Annotated in this window: 17 protein-coding genes, 1 pseudogene and 1 other annotated feature; of the genes and pseudogenes, 8 read left to right on the top strand and 10 right to left on the bottom strand. The window is 30.7% G+C overall.

Annotated elements, in window-relative coordinates; translation table 11 throughout:
* Positions 1–2,410 (bottom strand): Spy0128 family protein (locus tag O5Y44_RS06745; RefSeq protein ID WP_371465789.1); only part of this gene is annotated, 2,410 nt, incomplete at its 3' end.
* A 747-nt stretch (positions 2,411–3,157) separates the two neighbouring features.
* Between O5Y44_RS06745 and prfB the strand changes: the two are divergent.
* A pseudogene (gene prfB, locus O5Y44_RS06740) lies at positions 3,158–3,274 on the top strand (peptide chain release factor 2); the annotation flags it as partial.
* Positions 3,275–3,316: 42 nt separating this feature from the next.
* Here prfB and O5Y44_RS06735 read toward each other — a convergent pair.
* Positions 3,317–3,751, bottom strand: coding sequence for a YehR family lipoprotein (locus O5Y44_RS06735; protein ID WP_271965154.1), 435 nt, complete (start codon positions 3,749–3,751; stop codon positions 3,317–3,319).
* 104 nt (positions 3,752–3,855) lie between these two features.
* Positions 3,856–4,410, bottom strand: coding sequence for a peptide deformylase (def, locus tag O5Y44_RS06730; RefSeq protein WP_048802461.1), 555 nt, complete (start codon positions 4,408–4,410; stop codon positions 3,856–3,858).
* A 249-nt stretch (positions 4,411–4,659) separates the two neighbouring features.
* On the opposite strand from def, the gene O5Y44_RS06725 reads away from it, so the two are divergent.
* Both O5Y44_RS06725 and O5Y44_RS06720 read left to right on the top strand, forming a co-directional pair.
* The gene (locus O5Y44_RS06725) at positions 4,660–6,351 is read left to right on the top strand and encodes a M3 family oligoendopeptidase (RefSeq protein WP_371465787.1); all 1,692 of its coding nucleotides are present in this window, start codon (positions 4,660–4,662) and stop codon (positions 6,349–6,351) included.
* A 230-nt stretch (positions 6,352–6,581) separates the two neighbouring features.
* The gene (locus O5Y44_RS06720) at positions 6,582–7,316 is read left to right on the top strand and encodes an HAD family hydrolase (RefSeq protein ID WP_271965147.1); all 735 of its coding nucleotides are present in this window, start codon (positions 6,582–6,584) and stop codon (positions 7,314–7,316) included.
* Between the two features lie 76 nt (positions 7,317–7,392).
* On the opposite strand, the gene O5Y44_RS06715 is transcribed toward O5Y44_RS06720, so the two are convergent.
* Complete coding sequence (locus tag O5Y44_RS06715) at positions 7,393–8,100, bottom strand: nicotinamide mononucleotide transporter family protein (RefSeq protein WP_371465785.1); 708 nt, start codon at positions 8,098–8,100, stop codon at positions 7,393–7,395.
* Between the two features lie 395 nt (positions 8,101–8,495).
* Here O5Y44_RS06715 and efeO point away from each other — a divergent pair, with 395 nt between their 5' ends.
* Genes efeO through O5Y44_RS06690 form a run of 5 tightly spaced genes read left to right on the top strand, consistent with a single transcriptional unit; the run spans position 8,496 to position 13,204 of the window.
* Complete coding sequence (gene efeO / locus O5Y44_RS06710; protein ID WP_371465784.1) at positions 8,496–9,374, top strand: iron uptake system protein EfeO; 879 nt, start codon at positions 8,496–8,498, stop codon at positions 9,372–9,374.
* Position 9,375: 1 nt separating this feature from the next.
* Positions 9,376–10,611 carry an iron uptake transporter deferrochelatase/peroxidase subunit gene (gene efeB / locus O5Y44_RS06705; protein ID WP_371465783.1) on the top strand — a complete coding sequence of 412 codons (1,236 nt, stop codon included), beginning with the start codon at positions 9,376–9,378 and terminating at the stop codon, positions 10,609–10,611.
* The gene (locus tag O5Y44_RS06700) at positions 10,589–12,286 is read left to right on the top strand and encodes an FTR1 family iron permease (protein WP_271965137.1); all 1,698 of its coding nucleotides are present in this window, start codon (positions 10,589–10,591) and stop codon (positions 12,284–12,286) included. The genes efeB and O5Y44_RS06700 overlap by 23 nt, the downstream gene beginning before the upstream one ends.
* A 7-nt stretch (positions 12,287–12,293) precedes the next feature.
* On the top strand, positions 12,294–13,010 hold the full coding sequence (gene tatC / locus O5Y44_RS06695) for a twin-arginine translocase subunit TatC (protein WP_316447087.1): 717 nt from the start codon (positions 12,294–12,296) through the stop codon (positions 13,008–13,010).
* The gene (locus O5Y44_RS06690; protein WP_271965135.1) at positions 13,010–13,204 is read left to right on the top strand and encodes a twin-arginine translocase TatA/TatE family subunit; all 195 of its coding nucleotides are present in this window, start codon (positions 13,010–13,012) and stop codon (positions 13,202–13,204) included. The genes tatC and O5Y44_RS06690 overlap by 1 nt, the downstream gene beginning before the upstream one ends.
* A 54-nt stretch (positions 13,205–13,258) precedes the next feature.
* Here the strand turns inward: O5Y44_RS06690 and O5Y44_RS06685 are convergent, their stop codons facing one another.
* The 6 genes from O5Y44_RS06685 to nrdI form a co-directional block, all read right to left on the bottom strand.
* Positions 13,259–14,176, bottom strand: a complete 918-nt coding sequence (locus O5Y44_RS06685) for a homoserine O-succinyltransferase (protein ID WP_271965134.1) — start codon at positions 14,174–14,176, stop codon at positions 13,259–13,261.
* A 64-nt stretch (positions 14,177–14,240) separates the two neighbouring features.
* Positions 14,241–14,469, bottom strand: a binding site (T-box leader).
* Between the two features lie 105 nt (positions 14,470–14,574).
* Complete coding sequence (locus tag O5Y44_RS06680) at positions 14,575–15,138, bottom strand: histidine phosphatase family protein (protein WP_048802870.1); 564 nt, start codon at positions 15,136–15,138, stop codon at positions 14,575–14,577.
* A 90-nt stretch (positions 15,139–15,228) separates the two neighbouring features.
* Entirely contained in the window at positions 15,229–15,795 is a 567-nt protein-coding gene (locus O5Y44_RS06675) for a histidine phosphatase family protein (protein WP_271965131.1), read from the bottom strand.
* A gap of 9 nt (positions 15,796–15,804) precedes the next feature.
* A complete protein-coding gene (gene nrdF / locus O5Y44_RS06670; protein ID WP_371465781.1) occupies positions 15,805–16,773 on the bottom strand; it encodes a class 1b ribonucleoside-diphosphate reductase subunit beta in 969 nt (322 codons plus the stop codon).
* Positions 16,774–16,797: 24 nt separating this feature from the next.
* The gene (gene nrdE / locus O5Y44_RS06665) at positions 16,798–18,888 is read right to left on the bottom strand and encodes a class 1b ribonucleoside-diphosphate reductase subunit alpha (RefSeq protein ID WP_371465779.1); all 2,091 of its coding nucleotides are present in this window, start codon (positions 18,886–18,888) and stop codon (positions 16,798–16,800) included.
* Positions 18,875–19,255 (bottom strand): class Ib ribonucleoside-diphosphate reductase assembly flavoprotein NrdI, encoded by a 381-nt coding sequence (gene nrdI / locus O5Y44_RS06660; RefSeq protein ID WP_003147301.1) that lies wholly within the window; start codon positions 19,253–19,255, stop codon positions 18,875–18,877. Before nrdI ends, nrdE begins: the two co-directional genes overlap by 14 nt.
* Positions 19,256–19,355: the final 100 nt, after the last annotated feature.

The following is a 19,355-nucleotide window of genomic DNA, read 5'->3' as shown; positions in this document are numbered from 1 at the left end:
TGTATTCATTTATAAATCTTTTTTCGTTATTAGGATAACTTACCTCAGATGTAAGATTACCTTTCCCATCATCTGTTACTTTTACAGTGACATTAATTTCTTTATTGTCATATCTTACCCCGTTAATAGTTTTTCCACCATTAACTTCCACTATAACAAAATTATATGTACCTTTTTCTGTAAAATTAACATTTCTAAATACAATTTCTCCACTTTCAGAATTTCTAACTTTTTGAATTTCTCTACCATCTTCACTTTTTAGAATAAATTCAAATTCATCTTGTTTAAGTTTCTCTAGACGATTACCTGATAATTCTTTTGAAACAGCTATATCTATATTTAACGGATTAACACTATACTTATTTTTAATAGTTAAATTATCTGTTTTTTCTACACTATATCCCGCTGTTTTTTCAGTTAAGATATTTCCTTTATCATCTACTTCTTTTACGCTATAAGTATATTCGCTTCCTGCCTCGGTTGTTTTTGGTAAATCGGTCCATTCTACACTACCATTTATTTTAGGTACTTCTTTGTTGTCTACTTTAACCTCTTCTTCAACTCCATTAATTGAACGATACAATTTGAAAAATAATGTTGGACGTACCTCACTTTGACCACCTTCCCAAATTTTATTAGCGGTAATCTTTGTTTTTGGTACTTCATATGTATTTATAACTTCTGTTTTAGCATTATTATAAGATACTACATAATTTCTTTCTCCTACAGTTACTTTATCTCCTGTTTCTAATGGTAAATCAGTCTTTTCTTGAAGTTCGCGGACAGAGTAGACTAGTTTAGATCCATCAAGATTTCTTTCTGGTAATTGGTCTGTCCATCTATAAGTATAAACACCATTAGCACTTGTTACAGTTGGAGTATATGATCCAGTAACTGGTTTTGCATTACTAGCATCTTCACCTTCTTTATGTACATATAAACCTAATTTGACTTCTTTATAATCAGAAGAAACTCCATTTTTCCATACCTTCGTAGCTTCAAAATCAATAGTTTTTCGTTTATTAGGAATGTTTAAAGTCGACGTATTCTTTTTATTAGCTTTTTCCTTAGCAGCGTCAATTTCAAATGGATATTCTTTTTCATTAAGTTTATAACCATCTTTAGCAACTTTTTCTTTTGCAATATATTTTCCATCAGGTAATAATCCTGAAACTGCTATACCTTTTTCATTTGTAGTAATAGTTTCTACAAATTCACCATTTTCTTTCTTAATATCAAACTGAACACCAGAAAGAACAACTGAGGCATCACCCTCATCATATTTAAGTATCTTAACTTTACCTGCTAAATCAGCAGTTATCGTTGCCCCAATAGCTTTTGTACTTTTAAGATCTTTAACATGTGTTGTCTCAGTATTTTTTTTACCTGCCCACTCTGTCCAAGTAGGTTGAGCTTCGTCATCTATTTCCATACCAACACTATTGTATAATCTAGTTGTATCTTGAGGTGACGTTGAGCTATATTCTAATAGAAAACTCTTTGTTCCTGTATTAGTAGGTAATAATAAATCAAATCCCGTTTTACTATTTGTAAAAGTAAGTAAGGCTGTGTTGTCTGAATCAGCCTTATAAACAGCTGCATCTGTTGTAACCTTATATACTTTTCCTGTAGAAACAAGATCTTTCTCATATGTTGATTCTTCTGTATATACAGCTTCTTTTAGAGAGAATGATTTTTCAATATATGTTGCTAATGAACCTTTACTAGTATCAAAAAAGTCCTTGATTTTAACGACTTTCCCCGATAAATCTTTTTTAGAGCGGTTCACTCGAACCCAGTAATTCATATTACCACCATCATAACCCGCTTTATAAACAGTTTCCCCTTTTACGTTCTGATTAGCAGCTTTCAAAACTTTGTAAGTAATAGATTGTGTTTTTCCATTGGGAAGAGTATAAACAATAGTCTTATCCTCATTCGTTACTGTTTGTTTAGCCGAAACTTTAAATGTTCCATGTATATGATGTTTATCTTCTACTTTTTCGTTAAAAGTAAATGTAATTTTACCTGTGGCACTTGAAGCTACTACTTTACCTAAAGTTTCATTACTATTAGTATCAACTAATGGAAGTTCCGCATCTTCTAACTTTAACGGTGATGGTATATCTACAGAGAAACTATCACCATTTCTAATTGCACCAGGAGCTTCATTAAATGAATATTCCCCAGCAAAATTTACATTAGCTTCCGTTTGATCCTTCCCGTGCAGTATATTTCCAGGTAATACATTGTCATCTAACGTTGACAATAAACGAAGGTTTGTAAGTTGTACCTTATTATTTAAATCAGCTGCCTTCACTTCCTTTAAAATACTATTATTAAGAATCATAGATATTAATAAAATCGGAATTGTAAGTAGGCTAATTATCTTCTTGAACCTTCTTTTCATATTTTTTAAAAAACCTCCTATTTTTATATTTAATTGTCAATTTACAAAAAGCGATTATTTACGCTAAAAATCCTATCCTCCTTCCTAATATATAAATAAAATCTAATTTTATATACAATAATAATTTCTGTATATTAAACTAGATTAGTATGTATTAATTTTATTCGTTTTAACAAATTGAAGTTTTAACACCTACTATGAATAATTATACTCTTATTTTTTTTTTTTTTCAATTATTCTGTTTTTTAAATTTTATCAATGTTTTAAAACCCTATAAACACCTACTTAAACTACAGATGTAAACCTTTTATTTTTTTCAATTGTTTTATTATCCATGAAAATAATTATGTATAAATAAGTATTTTAAATTAATTATATGAAATAAGCAAGGTATATCTAAGATTTACATATTAGTATATAAGGTTTCCGAAACTAATATCTCTATTTTTAGAATTTTATAAATTACTGTGTAGCAAAATAAAAACTATATAATTAAAATAAAAAACTTCAAAAATTAATTTCTAGGAAAATCAAATTTTTCAAAGTTACTACTAATACTATTTTATTAAAATAAATACTTAATGAAGTATTATTTATCAGCTTATTCCTACTACTTTTATGAAATAATTTTACGTTTTTTCATTAAACACTATAACTAAATACACGCAAGACATTTTATCTGTCTTACGTGTATTTTTTCTATATTAAATTATAGTTTTTCGTATTCGGCAGGTACATCAAACGGGAAAAGATCACAGAACAAACTACGAAGTATCTACAGTAGATAAAGTAATGGATGGCGAGATAATAGATTTTATCGATGCTTATCTACATTACAATATGAAAGAAAAAGAAGTACTATAGAAAAATAGACCTACCGGTGTGTACCGATAGGTCTATTAATTTTTATTTTTTCTCATCAAATCTTTCTTCTATAAGTTTTTCTTCTGTTTTTTTCAAACTTACTTTTTTATCTCCAGAACTTGGCCATGGAAGACCTTTTAATTCATTAATATCAGCTACAGAATAATCAACCGTTACAGTTTCTATGGCAACATTATCTTGATAATCAACCTTGTCTTCTAAACCTTTTATACCTTTGAACTTTTGTCCTAATTTCTCCGCTTGCTTTTTAAAAGCTTCTTTAGTTAGTCCTAATTCAGAATAAGTAATAATATTTTTGGCTGTTTGTCTTGTTACAACATCACCTTTATAATAAAGTGTAATTTCCATTTGTACACCAGGTTGTTTCTTAACATAAACCTTACTACCTTCTTTTTCAGCACATCCGACTAAAAATACTAATAAAAAAACTGATATAATTTGTAATATCTTTTTCATTTTATAAACTCTCCTATCCTTTAGATAACAATATTATACCATAGTTTGAAAACAATACAAACATTATTAGAAAAAGCGATACAAATTTGTATCGCTCTTTATTATTATAATTTTTCGTATTCGGCAGGTACATCAAATGGATTTTCTTTATTAATATGATCGTAAAACATAATTCCATTTAAGTGATCAATTTCGTGTTGGAAACAAATTGCTGGTAAATCTGTTAAAGTTAAAGTAACTTTTTCATCGTTTTCATTATAACCAACTACTTTAATTTTTGAATAACGAGGAACATATCCTTTAATTTCTTTATCTACTGATAAACATCCTTCTCCACCAGCTAAGTAACATTTTGCAACTGAGTTTGAGATGATTTTTGGATTATATAATGCATAAGAAACTGTATTTTCTGGGAACTCTTCGTCTGGAATGTGCACTGCAATCATTCTTTTTGAAACATTAATTTGCGGTGCCGCTAATCCTATCCCTGGTTTTAATCCTAATTTTTCTGCTTTCTCATCATCTTGAGATGCAATTACATATTCTAATAATCCACGTAAAATAGCTTTATCTTCGTCTGAAATCGGACTTTTTACTTCTTCAGCACGTGCTCTAAGTGTTGCGTGTGGATCAATAATTATATCTTTAGTTGTAATCAAATTTTTTTCTCCTTTATTTCTAATTATTTCTCTCGGTCTTTCATCCTTATTTTATTATTTCATAAATAGCTCAGAATGTCAAAGTTTCCTACCCGACAGTTTTTTAAAATTTTATTTTACGAAACATATTAGTATAATTTTCAATCTTTGTTTTAGAATTTTCTGAATTTTACTTTTGTGTTTTTCTATATTTCATGATATCATAGTAGTATTGATAATTTATAAATAAGATTTTTAGGAGGGTGTATTATGACTTTTGAAAATTACCAATATACTAGACCAGATACTGATCAAATAAAAAAACAATTAGAAACATTAATAGAAAAATTAAATTCGGCAAATAATGTTGAAGAAACTTTAGAAATTTTTAACGAATACAACAAACTTCGTAATAGCGTTGAGACATTAGCTCAATTAGTAGAAATTCGTGCAACAATCGACACTACTGATAAATTTTATGAAGCTGAAAGAGATTTTTGGGATGACTTCAATCCTGAATTAGCTTCTCTTCTTAGCAAATTTGACAAAGCAATGTTCGATTCTAAATTCAAAGAAGAACTTAAAAAAGAAATTGGGGAACACTACTTTAACCTAATTGAATCTTCTCTTAAAGTATTTAGCGATGAAATCATCGATGATTTAAAAGAAGAAAATAAACTGACTTCTGAATATACTAAACTTACTTCAAGTGCTAAAATTCCATTTGATGGTGGAATTCACAACTTAAGTGGTATGGCTAAATATACTCAAGATGCCAACCGTGAGACTCGTCTATTAGCAAGTCAGGCTGTCGCAAAATTCTTCAAAGAAAACTTAGAACAATACGATAGCATATATGACCGTATGATCAAAGTTCGTACTCGTATCGCGAAAAAACTTGGTTTTGATAACTTCGTAGAAGTTGCTTACCTTCGTCTACGTAGAACTGACTACAATGCAAAAGATGTAGCAAACTACAGAAAACAAATTTTCGAAGAAATCGTTCCTGTAGTTGAAGAACTTAAAAAAGCACAAGCTAATCGTCTAGGACTTGAAAAACTTTCATTCCATGATGAAGGTGTAACATTCAAATCTGGTAACCCTACTCCAAAAGGTGACCGTCCTACACTTGTTGATTATGCTAAAACAATGTATAAAGAATTATCACCAGAAACTGATGAATTCTTTACATTTATGACTGAAAACAACTTATTAGACTTAGATACAAAACCAGGAAAAGCTGGTGGTGGTTACTGTACATTTATTCCAGATTACAAAGCACCATTTATCTTCGCTAACTTCAACCAAACTCCGCATGATGTTACAGTTTTAACTCATGAAGCTGGACATGCATTCCAAGTTTTCCAAAGTAGAAATCATATGCCAGATTACGTTTGGCCAACATTTGAAGCTTGTGAAATTCACTCAATGAGTATGGAATTTTTAACATGGCCATGGATGAACCTATTCTTCAAAGAAGATACTGATAAGTTCAAATACTACCACATGACTACAGCAATTAAATTCTTACCTTATGGTGTTACTGTCGATGAATTCCAACACGAAGTATACGAAAATCCAGAATTAACACCACAAGAACGTCGTATGAAATGGTTAGAAGTAGAAAGAAAATACCTACCATCACGTTACTACGAAGAAATTCCAGAACTTGATGAAGGATTATTCTTCTATAGACAAGGACACTTATTCAGTGTACCATTCTACTATATCGATTATACTTTAGCTCAAGTTTGTGCCTTCCAATTCTGGAAAAAGGCTAACGAAAATAGAGAAAAAGCATGGGAAGAATACCTACACCTATGTAAACAAGGTGGAACTAAACCATTCTTAGAATTAGTTAAAGAAGCAAATCTAGAAAATCCATTCAAAGATGGAACAATTTCTAATATTGTGCCAGAACTAAAAAAATACCTTGACTCTGTAGATGCTACAAAATTCTAAAACTATACTTAAAGGCGAGTGATTCAAAAGACCTAAATTTTAACAAAGTGTCTATGAAAACTCATAGACGCAGTGGTTTATTGACATCTAAATTCGCTTTATAAAAGCTTTTTAGATATCTAATAAACTGTGCGGGGGTGACTCCACAAAATCGATTTCTTAAGAAATCACGATTTTTGAGTCACTCCCTTTAAACATAAATAATAATTAATTTAGTAGGAGGATAAAATATGAAAGAAAAGAAAATAGCGGCATTTTTCGATATTGATGGAACTCTATATAGAGATTCTCTAATGACAGAACATTTTAAAAAATTAATTAAATACGAAGTTGTAGATGAAAGATATTGGATAAATGGCGTAAAAGATACATATATCAACTGGGATAAGCGTTTTGAAGACTATGATAACTATCTATTTGGTGTATCTGAAGCTTATGTTCAAGCAATAACAGGTCTTCATAAAAAATATATTGATTTTGCAACAGAGCAAGTAATGAAACTTAAAGCTGATCGTGTATATAAATTTACTAGAAATATTATTGAAAAACATAAAAAAAATGGACACCTTATTATTTTTATCTCAGGTAGTCCTGACTATCTTGTTGAAGCTATGGGGAAAAAACATCATGCATTTCTTGCGATTGGTAGTAAATATATTATAGAAAATGATAAATTTACAGGTGAAGTAATTCCAATGTGGGATGCAGATAGTAAAAATAAAACGATTGACAAGTTAGTTGAAGAATATAATATTGATCTTTCTGAATCATTCGCATATGGTGATACAAATGGTGATTACAACATGCTAAGACGTGTCGGCAATCCCGTTGCAATGAATCCAAGTCGTGAACTTCTTAGTAAAATCAAAGAAAATAAAGAGCTAGCTGAAAAAGCTACTATTTTAATCGAAAGAAAAGATGTTATTTATAAAACACGAGCAACTATTGATATTGTTGAAATATAAAATATAGAACAAGAGCCTGACCTAATCGTCAGACTCTTGTATTTTTTATTCTATATCTATTGAATCTATTGGTTCTTTAAGACTGTTCCTCAGAATCTTTCCATACAAATAGTGCTCCAACACTGTTGATAATGTAGAAGATGTATTTACCAACATTAGCGAAGTTCCCTTGAACTACTGCTTTTGTAAGTTGAACAAAATTGTATAATAACCAGAACGGCCATTGTGTCGTTAACTTAAATGTATTTAATCCATTCCCCATTAATGAAAATGCAAATGCGACTGTAGTGATGTATGCAAGAGTGTTCATCTTACCTTGATATCCAATGTAATTTGTTGCATAAGAAAATACAAATGAAAGAATCGCAATTGCTGTTAATACTGTATACAGTTTTGCTTTAGACATTGTATTTGGTTTGTCTGTAAACTTATTCCATACATAGATTGCACCTAAATAGATTAAAAATGTCACTGGATATGTAATGATTGCCGCCTTATTTCCTAAAATATAATCAATCACTCCCGATAACACTGCATTAATAATACCAAAATAGTTTCCAAGTTTACTTAATTTTCCTGTGAATCTTGTCGATAACATTGAAATACCAACATTAATAACAGAAATAAATCCAAATGGGACAAGTGCAGTCCACGGTCCCCAATCAACGAATTTATCCAATCTCGTTGCTAAATATCCAGATGCGATAGCTATACCAATTACTAAAGCAACTCCTAATAAATCAAACCATTTTGATGTTGCAAATATTTTTAACTTTTGTTTCATAAAGCATATTATTCCTTTTTTTTAAATTATTACATTTTATGATGTAATCCTAATTTTTTAGGTTCTTAGCATCTTTTTTATATCACTTACTAAAAATCTTATTTTCATTATACATTAAACATTTTCAACTTTCAATATAATTTTTTTACGCTTTCATACAGTTATTATACAACAAAAATAATTTCTTAAAATATAATTACTATATTTACTTTATTAAAGTTTTTAATCTGATACATAAAAATCATTTAGTTTTTTACTTCATCAGAAATTTTTTTATTTTTACTATAAAACTTTTATTTTTTTAAAATTTTCTTTCTAATCACTTTACTTTCTAATTGATAGTGATTATAATTTATAATAGGAAAAATATTTATCATGAAAGTGAGTTTAAATTAATGAATAAAAATAAATTATTTTTAGCCCTAATGGCTGGAACTATCGTTATTAGCGGATGTTCTGCTAAATCAGATAAAAAGGAAGAAAATAAATCAGCTCAAGTTGATACATCAAAAGGAACAAAAGAACAACTTAAACAAGCTACTGAGCTTTACAAAAAATTCGTAGAAAATCAAGTAGATACTCTACTTAAAGATACTGAAAAATTTGCTGAAACTATTAAAGCAGGAAATCTAGAAGAAGCTAAAAAACAATATCCACTTATTCGTATGGCATATGAACGTTCAGAACCAATTGCTGAAAGTTTTGGAGAATTAGATGTAAACATCGACTTCCGTCTTGCTGACTACTTAGAAGAAAAGAAAACTGAAGATGGGTGGCGTGGATTCCACAAAATAGAAAAAATTATGTGGGAAAAAAATACTACTAAAGGTACTGAAGAATATGCAGACCAACTAGTAAAAGACATTAAAGAACTAAAAGCTAAAGTTGCTACTGTGGAAGTTACTCCTGACTTAATGGTAACTGGAGCTGTTGACCTACTTAACGAAGTTGCAACACAAAAAATTACAGGTGAAGAAGAAATCTTCTCTCACACTGACCTTTACGACTTCAAAGCTAATATCGAAGGTGCTGAAGAAATCTTCAAAATCTTTAAACCTTTAATCGAGAAAAAAGACAGCAAATTAGCAAAAGATTTAGTTGAAAAATTTGCTACAATCAACGGTTTATTAGATAAATACAAAACTGATGACAAACACTATAAACTATATACTGACTTAACAAAAGAAAATACAAAAGAACTTTCTGAAGCAGTAACTAAATTAGGTGAACCACTTTCACAAATGGGTGTAATTTTAGACGAAGAGGCTAAGTAATATGGAAGAATCTGGTAAAAAATGGATCGATAAAAAAATAACAAGACGTGATTTCCTGAAGAAAGCAGGAATGACTGGAGCTGGTGCCGTTGTCGGAGCCTCTGCTCTTGGAGGTTTTTTCGCTAACAAAGCTGAAAATAACAGAGCTATTGCTGATGGAGATGAAAAGATAACATTCTATGGAAAGCATCAGACTGGTATTACTACTCTTATGCAAAAATGTGTTTATTTCGTCGTATTAGATTTACACTCAACTAAACGTGACGATGTTATTGATATGTTCAAAGAATGGACAAAATACAGTGAAAAATTAATGAACGGCGAACTAGTCGAACCTGCGCTTAAAAACCATTATTTACCACCAAAAGATACTGGAGAAACGGTAGGATTAAACCCCTATCGTTTAACTCTTACATTTGGAATTAGTCCAAGTTTCCTGAAAAAAATGAACTTGGAAAACAAAAACCTTGAAGAGTTTAAAGACCTACCACCTTTTGCTAGGGAACAACTTAAAGAAAAATATACTGGTGGAGATATATGTATTCAAGCATGTGCAGATGATGAACAAGTAGCCTTTCACGCTATTCGTAACCTAGTTAGAAAAGCTCGTTCTACAGTAACTATGAAATGGAGTCAATCAGGTTTCGCGGCAATAGGAAATCGAGTCGAAACACCTCGTAATCTTTTTGGATTTAAAGACGGTACTGCCAACGCTACTAAAGAAGAGCAATTTGATAAGATCGTATGGTGTGATAAAGATAACTGGATGAAAAATGGAAGTTATATGGCTGTTAGACGTATTCAGATGCACCTTGAAACTTGGGACAGAACAAATTTAAACGAACAAGAAAATACCTTTGGAAGATATAAAGAAAGTGGTGCTCCTTTCGGAGAAACTGATGAATTTGCACCTATTGACCTTAACAAGAAAGGTCCAGATGGAAAACCTTTAATACCTGTAACTTCACATGTCCATTTAGCACATAAACCAGGTGTTGAATTACTTAGACGATCGTATTCTTATTCAGACGGCATAAATGAAACTACAGGTCAATTCGACTCAGGTCTCCTATTTATTTCTTTCCAAAAAGATCCAAAACAATTTATTACAATTCAAAACAGCTTAGGAACTGAAGATAAAATGAATGAATACATAACTCATATAGGTAGCGGCCTATTTGCTTGTTTTGGAGGAATTAAGGAGGGTGAATATATTGGCCAAAAACTTTTTGACTAAGATTATTTTAGCCTTTATCGTGATTCTTAGTTTTAGCTCACCATATTTAAAAACTATTGTAGCTAAAGAATCATATAGTAATCTTTTCATTAAAATTACAGATGCCAACACCGCATTAACAAACAATGATAAAGATAAAGCTAAAAAATTAATAGATGAATTTAAAACAGAATTTGAGTCGACAAAAAATTCAGATTCTGAAGCTGGAAAAAAAGTTAAACAAACATTAAAATCAAATGATATCAATGAAGAGCAACTAAGAGAGCTATCAACTGCCCTACTTGCTTTTGAAAATGAACAAAATCCTCTAGATGTAGAAGCAGAAAAGAAAGCTTTTAAAACGAAACTCTTTCCTGCTTTTGATAAACTAGAAAAAGCAATTGATACTGAAAATATAGAAACTATGAAAGCAGAGTATGTAAAGTACAATGCTGCTTGGGTTAGAAATGAAGGTATTGTAAGAACACTTGAACCTGCCTACTACGGCAAAGTCGAGACAACAATGTCCTTCCTTCGTAGTTCAATGGAAGTTGAGCCTTACGACTATCAAACTACAAAAATGTATTTAACAGATTTAAAAAACTTCCTTGATGACTTTCTATCAGGAAAAAAACTAGAACAATCTTCAGATGTGAAAACACTTGAACAAGGTATAAAACTTCTAGAAGAAAGTTACTCAGCATTCAAAGATGGTAACAAAGCTCAAGGTTCTCAAAAAATGAAGAAATTCATTGAAGTTTGGCCTATAATCGAAGGTGAAGTTCGTACGCGTAACGCTTCGTTATATACTAAAGTAGAGAGTGAAACTCCTATTATTATGGTTAAAGGTAGCGAACAAAAATATCAAGATCAACTTAAAAATTTGATTTCAGAACTTTCTAAAATCGATACGAAGTCTAACTATACTGCAATAGATTCTATGTTAATATTACTTCGTGAAGGTGTAGAAGCACTTATTATAGTTCTTTCTTTAGCTAGTGCTTTAAAAGCAGCAAAACAAAGAAAAGGATTAATCTGGATATACACAGGTGCTATAGTAGGTATTCTTTCTAGTATACTTGCAGCTGTAGTCTTAAAATACTCTTTCCCTGCTCTATCATCTGGTACTAACAGAGAGATTATTGAAGGTGTTGTTGGTATCTTTGCAGTAGTAATGATGATAGGTATCGGAATTTGGCTACATAGTAAGAGTTCTGTTAAAGCATGGAAAAAATATATGGACTCTAAACTAAATCTAGTACTTTCAACTGGAAGTTTTATATCTATGTTCACACTTAGCTTCCTAGCTGTGTTTAGAGAAGGGGCCGAAACTATTCTATTCTATGCTGGAATCATGCCACTTATTTCAACAACTAACTTATTAGTCGGTATAGCACTTGCTGTTGTTGCCTTGATTATTATCGGTATAATTATGGTAAAAGCCTCAGGAAAACTTCCTATCAGTAAAGTATTCCTAGTACTATCTTGGTTAATCTATATTCTAGGATTCAAGATGCTTGGAGTAAGTATACATGCTCTACAAATTACTGATATTGTTTCAAATCATATTATAGACTACTTACCTACTATTGAAATTTTAGGAATTTATCCTAGTTACGAAGTAGTAATAGCTCAACTAATTTATATCGTTGTTGTAGCTATTAGTATATTTTATGAAAAATCTAAAAATAAATAGGTAACAAATGATGAAATATGGAGATAAAATATCTACCGTAGATCATCTAACTGAACTAAGAAAGAGATTAATACTAAGCCTTGTGTTTTTTATTGTCTCTTTCATAGTAAGTTTATTATGGTCTGCGGATATTTATAAATTTTTAACTAGTAATTTTAATAATAAATTGATTGTTCTTGGACCTAATGATATACTATGGATATATCTAACACTCGCAGGTATTTGTGCCTTTACTTTTTCGATACCATTTATCTGTTATCAAATTTGGGCATTTATAAAACCTGCTTTAGAAGAAAAAGAAGCTCGTGCATTACTTGCTTATATTCCAGCAGTATTCATTTGCTTCACAGTAGGTTTAATCTTCGGGTTCTTTCTAGTAACCCCTGCTATTTTAAATGTGCTTCTTTCTATTGGTGATGACTTATTCAATACACAATTAACAGCTCAAAATTACCTATCGTTTGTAATTAATACTACGATTCCGATAGCAATACTTTTTGAATTCCCTGTTGTTGTAGCATTTCTAACATCATTAGGTATTCTAACACCATCATTTTTAACACGTAATAGAAGATATGCATATTTTATACTAATCGTAATAGCTGTTGTTATTACGCCTGCTGACTTTATCAGTGACATCGTTATGTCTATACCATTAATTTTAATTTATGAAATTAGTATCATTATTAGCAAGTATATTTACAACAAAAGAGGTGAAAAATAATGGGATTTTTACGTGATATCGGGGCCCCCGGAGTTATAGTTCTTATTATAGCTGCTCTAATCATCTTCGGTCCTAAACGTCTACCTGAACTTGGAGAATCAATAGGAAAAATGTTCACATCATTTAAAAAATCAATTTCAGGTCTAACTGAAGAAGAAAATTCAACAAAACAAAACGAAAAAAAAGACAACTAAAAATAGACTTTACAATATGTTTAAAGCATATCTGTAAAGTCTATTATTTTTGTCTTATTTTGATAATTCAGTTAAATCATATGGTGTTTGTTGATAAACTTGGTTTAACCAGTTGTGATAGAATAAGTAAGCAACACCTCTCCATCTATTTTTAGGAGTCTTAGTATCATCATTTTCTGGGTAATAATTCACCGGAACTTCTATAGGTAAGTTACTATTTTTATCACGAATATACTCATTGTGAAGTGTATCTGCATCATATTCAATGTGTCCAGTCACAAATATTTTTCTTAAATCTTTAGTTGCTGCAAGAAGTGTTCCAACCTCTTCTGATCTAGCTAGTACATCAAGTTCAGAAATAGTAGATAGCTTCTCTTCCTCTATCTTAGTATGTCTAGAATGAGGAGCTAAGAAAGTATCTGTAAATCCTCTAGTTAATGTGTGATTTTCTAGAAGAACATCATGTTCAAAAACCCCAAATATCTTATCATCAACTTGCTCTTTTTTTACACCAAAATGGTAATATAAACTTGCTTGTGCTGCCCAACATATATTTAATGTTGAAAATACATGTGTTTTACTCCAATCAAAAATTTGATTTAACTCTCCCCAATAGTTTACATCTTCGAATTCTAAATGTTCAATTGGTGCTCCTGTAATAATTAGTCCGTCATAATAGTTGTCTTTCACTTCATCAAATGTTTTATAGAATTTTTCTAAATACGATTGTGCTGTATTTTTTGCCACGTGACTAGTAGTATGTAAAAATTCTACTTTGATCTGAAGTGGAGAATTCCCTAAAAGTCTTAATAACTGACGTTCTGTTTCTTCTTTCTTCGGCATTAAATTCAAGATTAGTATTTTTAAAGGTCTAATATCTTGGTTTTTCGCCCTATTTTCCTCTATTACTACTACCCCTTCTTCCAGCAGTTTATTTTTTACTGGTAATTCATTTTGTATACATATTGGCATCGTCTATCTCCTTAACTACTCTTTTTCTTAAATAAAAAAACTCGCCACTATTACAAACTTATGTAATAGGGACGAGTCTATCGTGTTACCACCCATGTTCGTGAATAAACTTATTCACCTTTATCGATACGTGTTCATATCATTGTGCTATATCGTGCACCTACGTAATTACCTATTAGATAATTATTACTCCGAGACCATTTTCAATTATATCTTTTCTTACTTTCTTCCACCAACCGAAAGTTCTCTGCTTTGAATCGATTATAATCTACTTATCTCTTCAATGTGTTTCATATTAGTTTACTTAACATTATAAAGAATTTAACACTATTTGTCAATAGAAAGCGCCTTAAAAATCTTAGAATCAAAGAAATCTTCGTTTCTCTATTATCTATGAATTACTTGTTAAATTCAATAAGTTCGAACTTGTTTCCATCATAATCAAGAACACTAACTGAAGTATTTACTATTACTCCACGTCCTACTTCTTTAATACCTTTTTGCGTTAAGAAAGAACGGATTAAACCACCATGACATACCGCTAATATTGTCTTATCTGGGTGTTCTTCGTGCTTTTCTTTAAAGAATGCTTCTACTCTATCTGCTGCATCTGAATCTAATTCCATACCTCTTGTTTCTCCAGCCTTAAGACCAGCTCCGTACTCTGCAAAAGATACACCTTCGTATTCCCCATATGATTTTTCTATTAATCTTTTATCTTTTATTACAGATAAATTTTTATTTTCTTCACTATTTGAATTGTCTAGCATGTATCTAGCAGTATCAAATGCTCTTCCTAAAGTGCTACTATAAGCAACATCAATAGTATATCCTTCTATTTTTTTCCCTGCAGCAATACCTTGACGGATTCCTTCTTCATTCAAAGGAATATCTGTATGTCCTTGAACTAATTTATTTTTATTATAATCTGTTTCTCCATGTCTTGCTAAAATAATACGCATGATCTCATCTCCTTACTAAAAAATTAGGGAGCGACCAAATAAAATCAATTTTTATAAAACTATGATTTCTTAGCCGTTCCCTTAATAATTTTAAATATTAAATTTCTCTAATATATAGTCTCTTCCGTCATAGTGCAGTACGTTTAATGCTGTGTTGTTAATCAACATATTAGATTCAGGATATAATCCTAATGTACGTAAAAAGATACGAATAAAGGCACCATGACAAACTACTAAAATCGTCTGATCTTTGTGATTTAGATATTTTTCATTAAAGAATGAGCTTGCTCTTTCATAGACTTCCTCATCTTTTTCAATAGACTCTAAGCCAGTCTGAGCTTCTAATGCTGAAAAATATTCATCAAAAGTACTCTCTTCGAAATCACCGAAGAATTTCTCTATTAAACGAGCATCTTCAGTAATTTCTTTATTGATATTAATCTCATTATTAGAATTATCAAGCATTAGTCTAGCTGTCTCTACAGCACGTTTTAACGGGCTACTGAAGGCAAAATCAATGTCATACTCCGTTAACTTTTGACCTGCATTTCTCGCTTGACCTCTTCCAGTTTCATTTAATTCAATATCACTGTGTCCTTGAATTAATTTATTTTTGTTATAATCTGTTTCACCATGTCTTACTAATAATATTTTCATGATTTTTACCTATTCAAAAATGAAATCTTCATCTTCAATTGATTCAACATTCATACTTACAACATATCCATCACCTTTAACACTGAAGAAGTCATGGTTTTTAGTGTTAGTATTCATTGCATTTTCAATGATTGGATTAATTTCTTTATCTTCGAAGTATCCAGGGTATCCTAAGTTAGCTAAAGCACGGTTAGCATTGTACTCTACGTAGTCTTTAACATCTTCATATAGACCAATCTCGTCGTAAATATCTTTAGTATATTTTAATTCATTTTCATATAAATCTAATAATAATTTATACATTTCTTTTTCAGCACGCTCTTGCTCTTCTGGAGTTAAAGTTTTGAATAATTCTTGAGCATCAAATCCTGTGAAACTTCCGTGGATAGTCTCATCTAACAAAATCTTACGGATAATTTCTCCAGATGTCGTTACTTTTCCTTGCCCAGCAAGATATAATGGATAGAAGAAACCACTATAGAAAATATAACTTTCTAAGAATACTGAAGCTACACGAGCCATATATAAGTCATAAGTTGGAACTTCTGGTTTAAATAACCTCATGTAATAATCTTCAATTAATTTCGCTTTGAATTGAAGCTCTGGATTACTTGGAACCCATTCGTCTAATAAATAATCTGTTTCTTGTGAAGGGATTAATGATGTAAAGATTGTTGAGTAACTTTTCGCGTGAATTTGCTCCATCATTCCCATAAAGCTGTATACAGCTTGTTTTCTCATATCTTCAGTATGTAGAGATACAAGAGGCATACCTTTATCACCTTGTTGAGTATCAAGACCAGTTAAACCAGCTAATACTTTTTTGTAAGCTTCACGTTCTTTATCATTTAAATCTTCGTTCCAGCTCTTAATATCTTTTGACACTTTAAACTCAGTATCAACCCAAAATTGAGCAATATTTTGACGCCAATACATAAATGTTAAATCATCTTGTTTATTCCAGTTTACAGCTTTCATAATTAGTAATTTTTCCTCTCTTTTCTATATAGCACATGAAGTACATTCTTCTACAGAAAGTAGTTTGTTTCTTGTGTAATATAGTGATTTCAATCCTTTGTGATGAGCATAAATATAATATCTGGCAAGTTCTCTTGTTGTGATATCAGAATTTACGAATAAAATCACAGAAATACCTTGGTCTACATGTTCTTGAATAACTGCCATTAAATCAATAAGTTTCATTTGATCTATAGTAAACGCAGATTTATAGAACCATTGAGTTTTTGGACTTAAGTATGGCATTGGATAGAATGTTTCAGCATTCCCATAACTTCTACGTTCAATTTTATCAACAATCGGCAATACACTTGATGTTGAGTTTTGAACATAAGAAATACTTTGTGTTGGTGCTATTGCCATTCTATAAGCGTGATATAGTCCATTTTCTTTTACTCTATTTTTTAGACTTCTCCAGTCTTCTCTTGTTGGAATATGAATTCCTTCAAATAACTCTTTTACTTTATCAGTTACTGGTAAGTAGTCATTTTCAATATATTTAGTGAAGTATCTACCATTATAGTAATCTGATTTTTCAAAGTCTTTAAATGTTTCATTACGTTTTTTAGCAATTTGCATTGAACGTTCTAATGTATAGTAGTTCATCATCATGAAGAAGACATTTGCAAAATCTTTCGCTTCTTCACTCTCATAAGCTATTAAGTTTTTAGCTAAGTATCCGTTTAAGTTCATAGCACCTAATCCAACAGAGTGGAACTCATCATTAGCTTTTACTACCCCAGGTGCGTTTTTAATCTTAGTAGAATTACTTACAAATGTTAATGCATCCATACCTGAGTAGATAGATTCTTTAATTTTTTTACTTTCCATTACATTTACAATGTTTAATGAAGCTAGGTTACAAGAAATATCACGCTTAATAATGTCATCTTCACCGTAGTCTTTAATTATTGAAGTTTCTTGTAATTGGAAAATCTCAGTACATAAGTTACTCATCTTAACTTGTCCAATTTCACGAAGTGCATGATCTTTATTCGCGTTATCTTTGAACATTAAGTATGGGTATCCTGATTGTAATTGAGTTTGCGCTATTAAATTAAGCATATCACGAGCATCAAATTTACGCTTCATGATATTTTCGTTCGCTACAAATTCATCATAGTGCTTAGCGATATCAATATCATCAAGAACTAATCCATACTCTTCATAAATAGAATGTGGTCCAAACATGTAGAAATCTTTGTTCTCACGAGCTAAATCAAAGAATAATGATGGTACGATAATACCTGTAGAAATTGTTGGAAGACGTAATTCTTCATCGGCATTAACTTTTTTAGTATCTAAAAATTCTAATACGTCGTAGTGGAAGATGTTTAAGTAAACAGCTCCAGCTCCAGGACGTTGTCCAAGTTGATCCGCATATGCAAAACCTTGTTCTAAAGATTTAGCTACAGGAATAACACCTTTAGCTACCCCTTTAATTCCTTTGATACTCTCACCACGTGCACGAAGTTTTGATAAGTTAATCGCAACACCTCCACCAATTTTTGAAAGTTGTTTAGCTGTAGAATCGATGTAGTTAATTGAGTTAAGTGAGTCACCTACTTCTAATAAGAAACAAGATACTAACTCACCACGACGACTTCTTCCAGAGTTTAGGAATGTTGGAGTTGCTGGTTGTAATCTTTGTTCAAGCATAGAAATCATTAACTCTTTAGCTAAAGCAACATCTCCGTCAGCTAAATACATAGCAACGATGAATACATGTTGGTTAAAGTTTTCTAAATATTGTTTTTTATCATTTGTTTTTAATGCATAATCTTTATAGAATTTACTTGCTGCCATGTAACTTTTGAATTCAAATTTAAAGTTTGCAGCTAATTCTAAACATTCTAGAATTTCATCTTCAATATATTTATCAAAGATATTATAGTAGTAATTTTCTTCTACTAAGTATCTAAGTCTTTTGATTTCTGAACTGAATTTCTTTGTACGAAAGTCTACTTCACGAAGAAATTCTTCTATAGCTTCAACATCCTTTTCTAATTTGAAAAATCCATTGTCGTCTCTTTTTGTCACTTCATTATTTAGTTCAATATGGTTAAATTTCTCCATTCTTTACACTCTCCAAATATATTTTTTTAAATTTTATTAAGTCTTTTGTATTACCGTGTAATTCTATTTTCATAAGTAATGGCACATTATACTTTTCACTAATCGTCTCTGAAGCTTTAGCAAATCTATTACCCCAGTTTTTATTACCACTACCTACTACTCCTTTTAAGTGCTTGTGATTAGTTTCTAAAAACTCTTCTACACCATCAGGAACTTGTCCAAAACCAATCGTAGGTGTTATTAATATATAGTCAAAATCAACTTCATAATCAATATCAAATAGATCAATAACATCCTCTTCGGGAATCTTACACATATCTACAAATCTCTTGCAATTTCCAGTTAATGAAAATACAATTATCTTCATTCTCTCTCACGCTCCCACAAAAATATTTCCGAAATTATTTCCCGGAAATTTATGACTTATATCAATTATACACTCTATTTTATTATTTTTCAATCATTAT

The sequence above is a fragment of the Gemella sp. 27098_8_155 genome (assembly GCF_041433725.1).
Classification (GTDB): domain Bacteria; phylum Bacillota; class Bacilli; order Staphylococcales; family Gemellaceae; genus Gemella; species Gemella haemolysans_D.
Note: the sequence above shows the minus strand (reverse complement) of the source record. Positions and strands in the feature narration are given on the sequence as shown.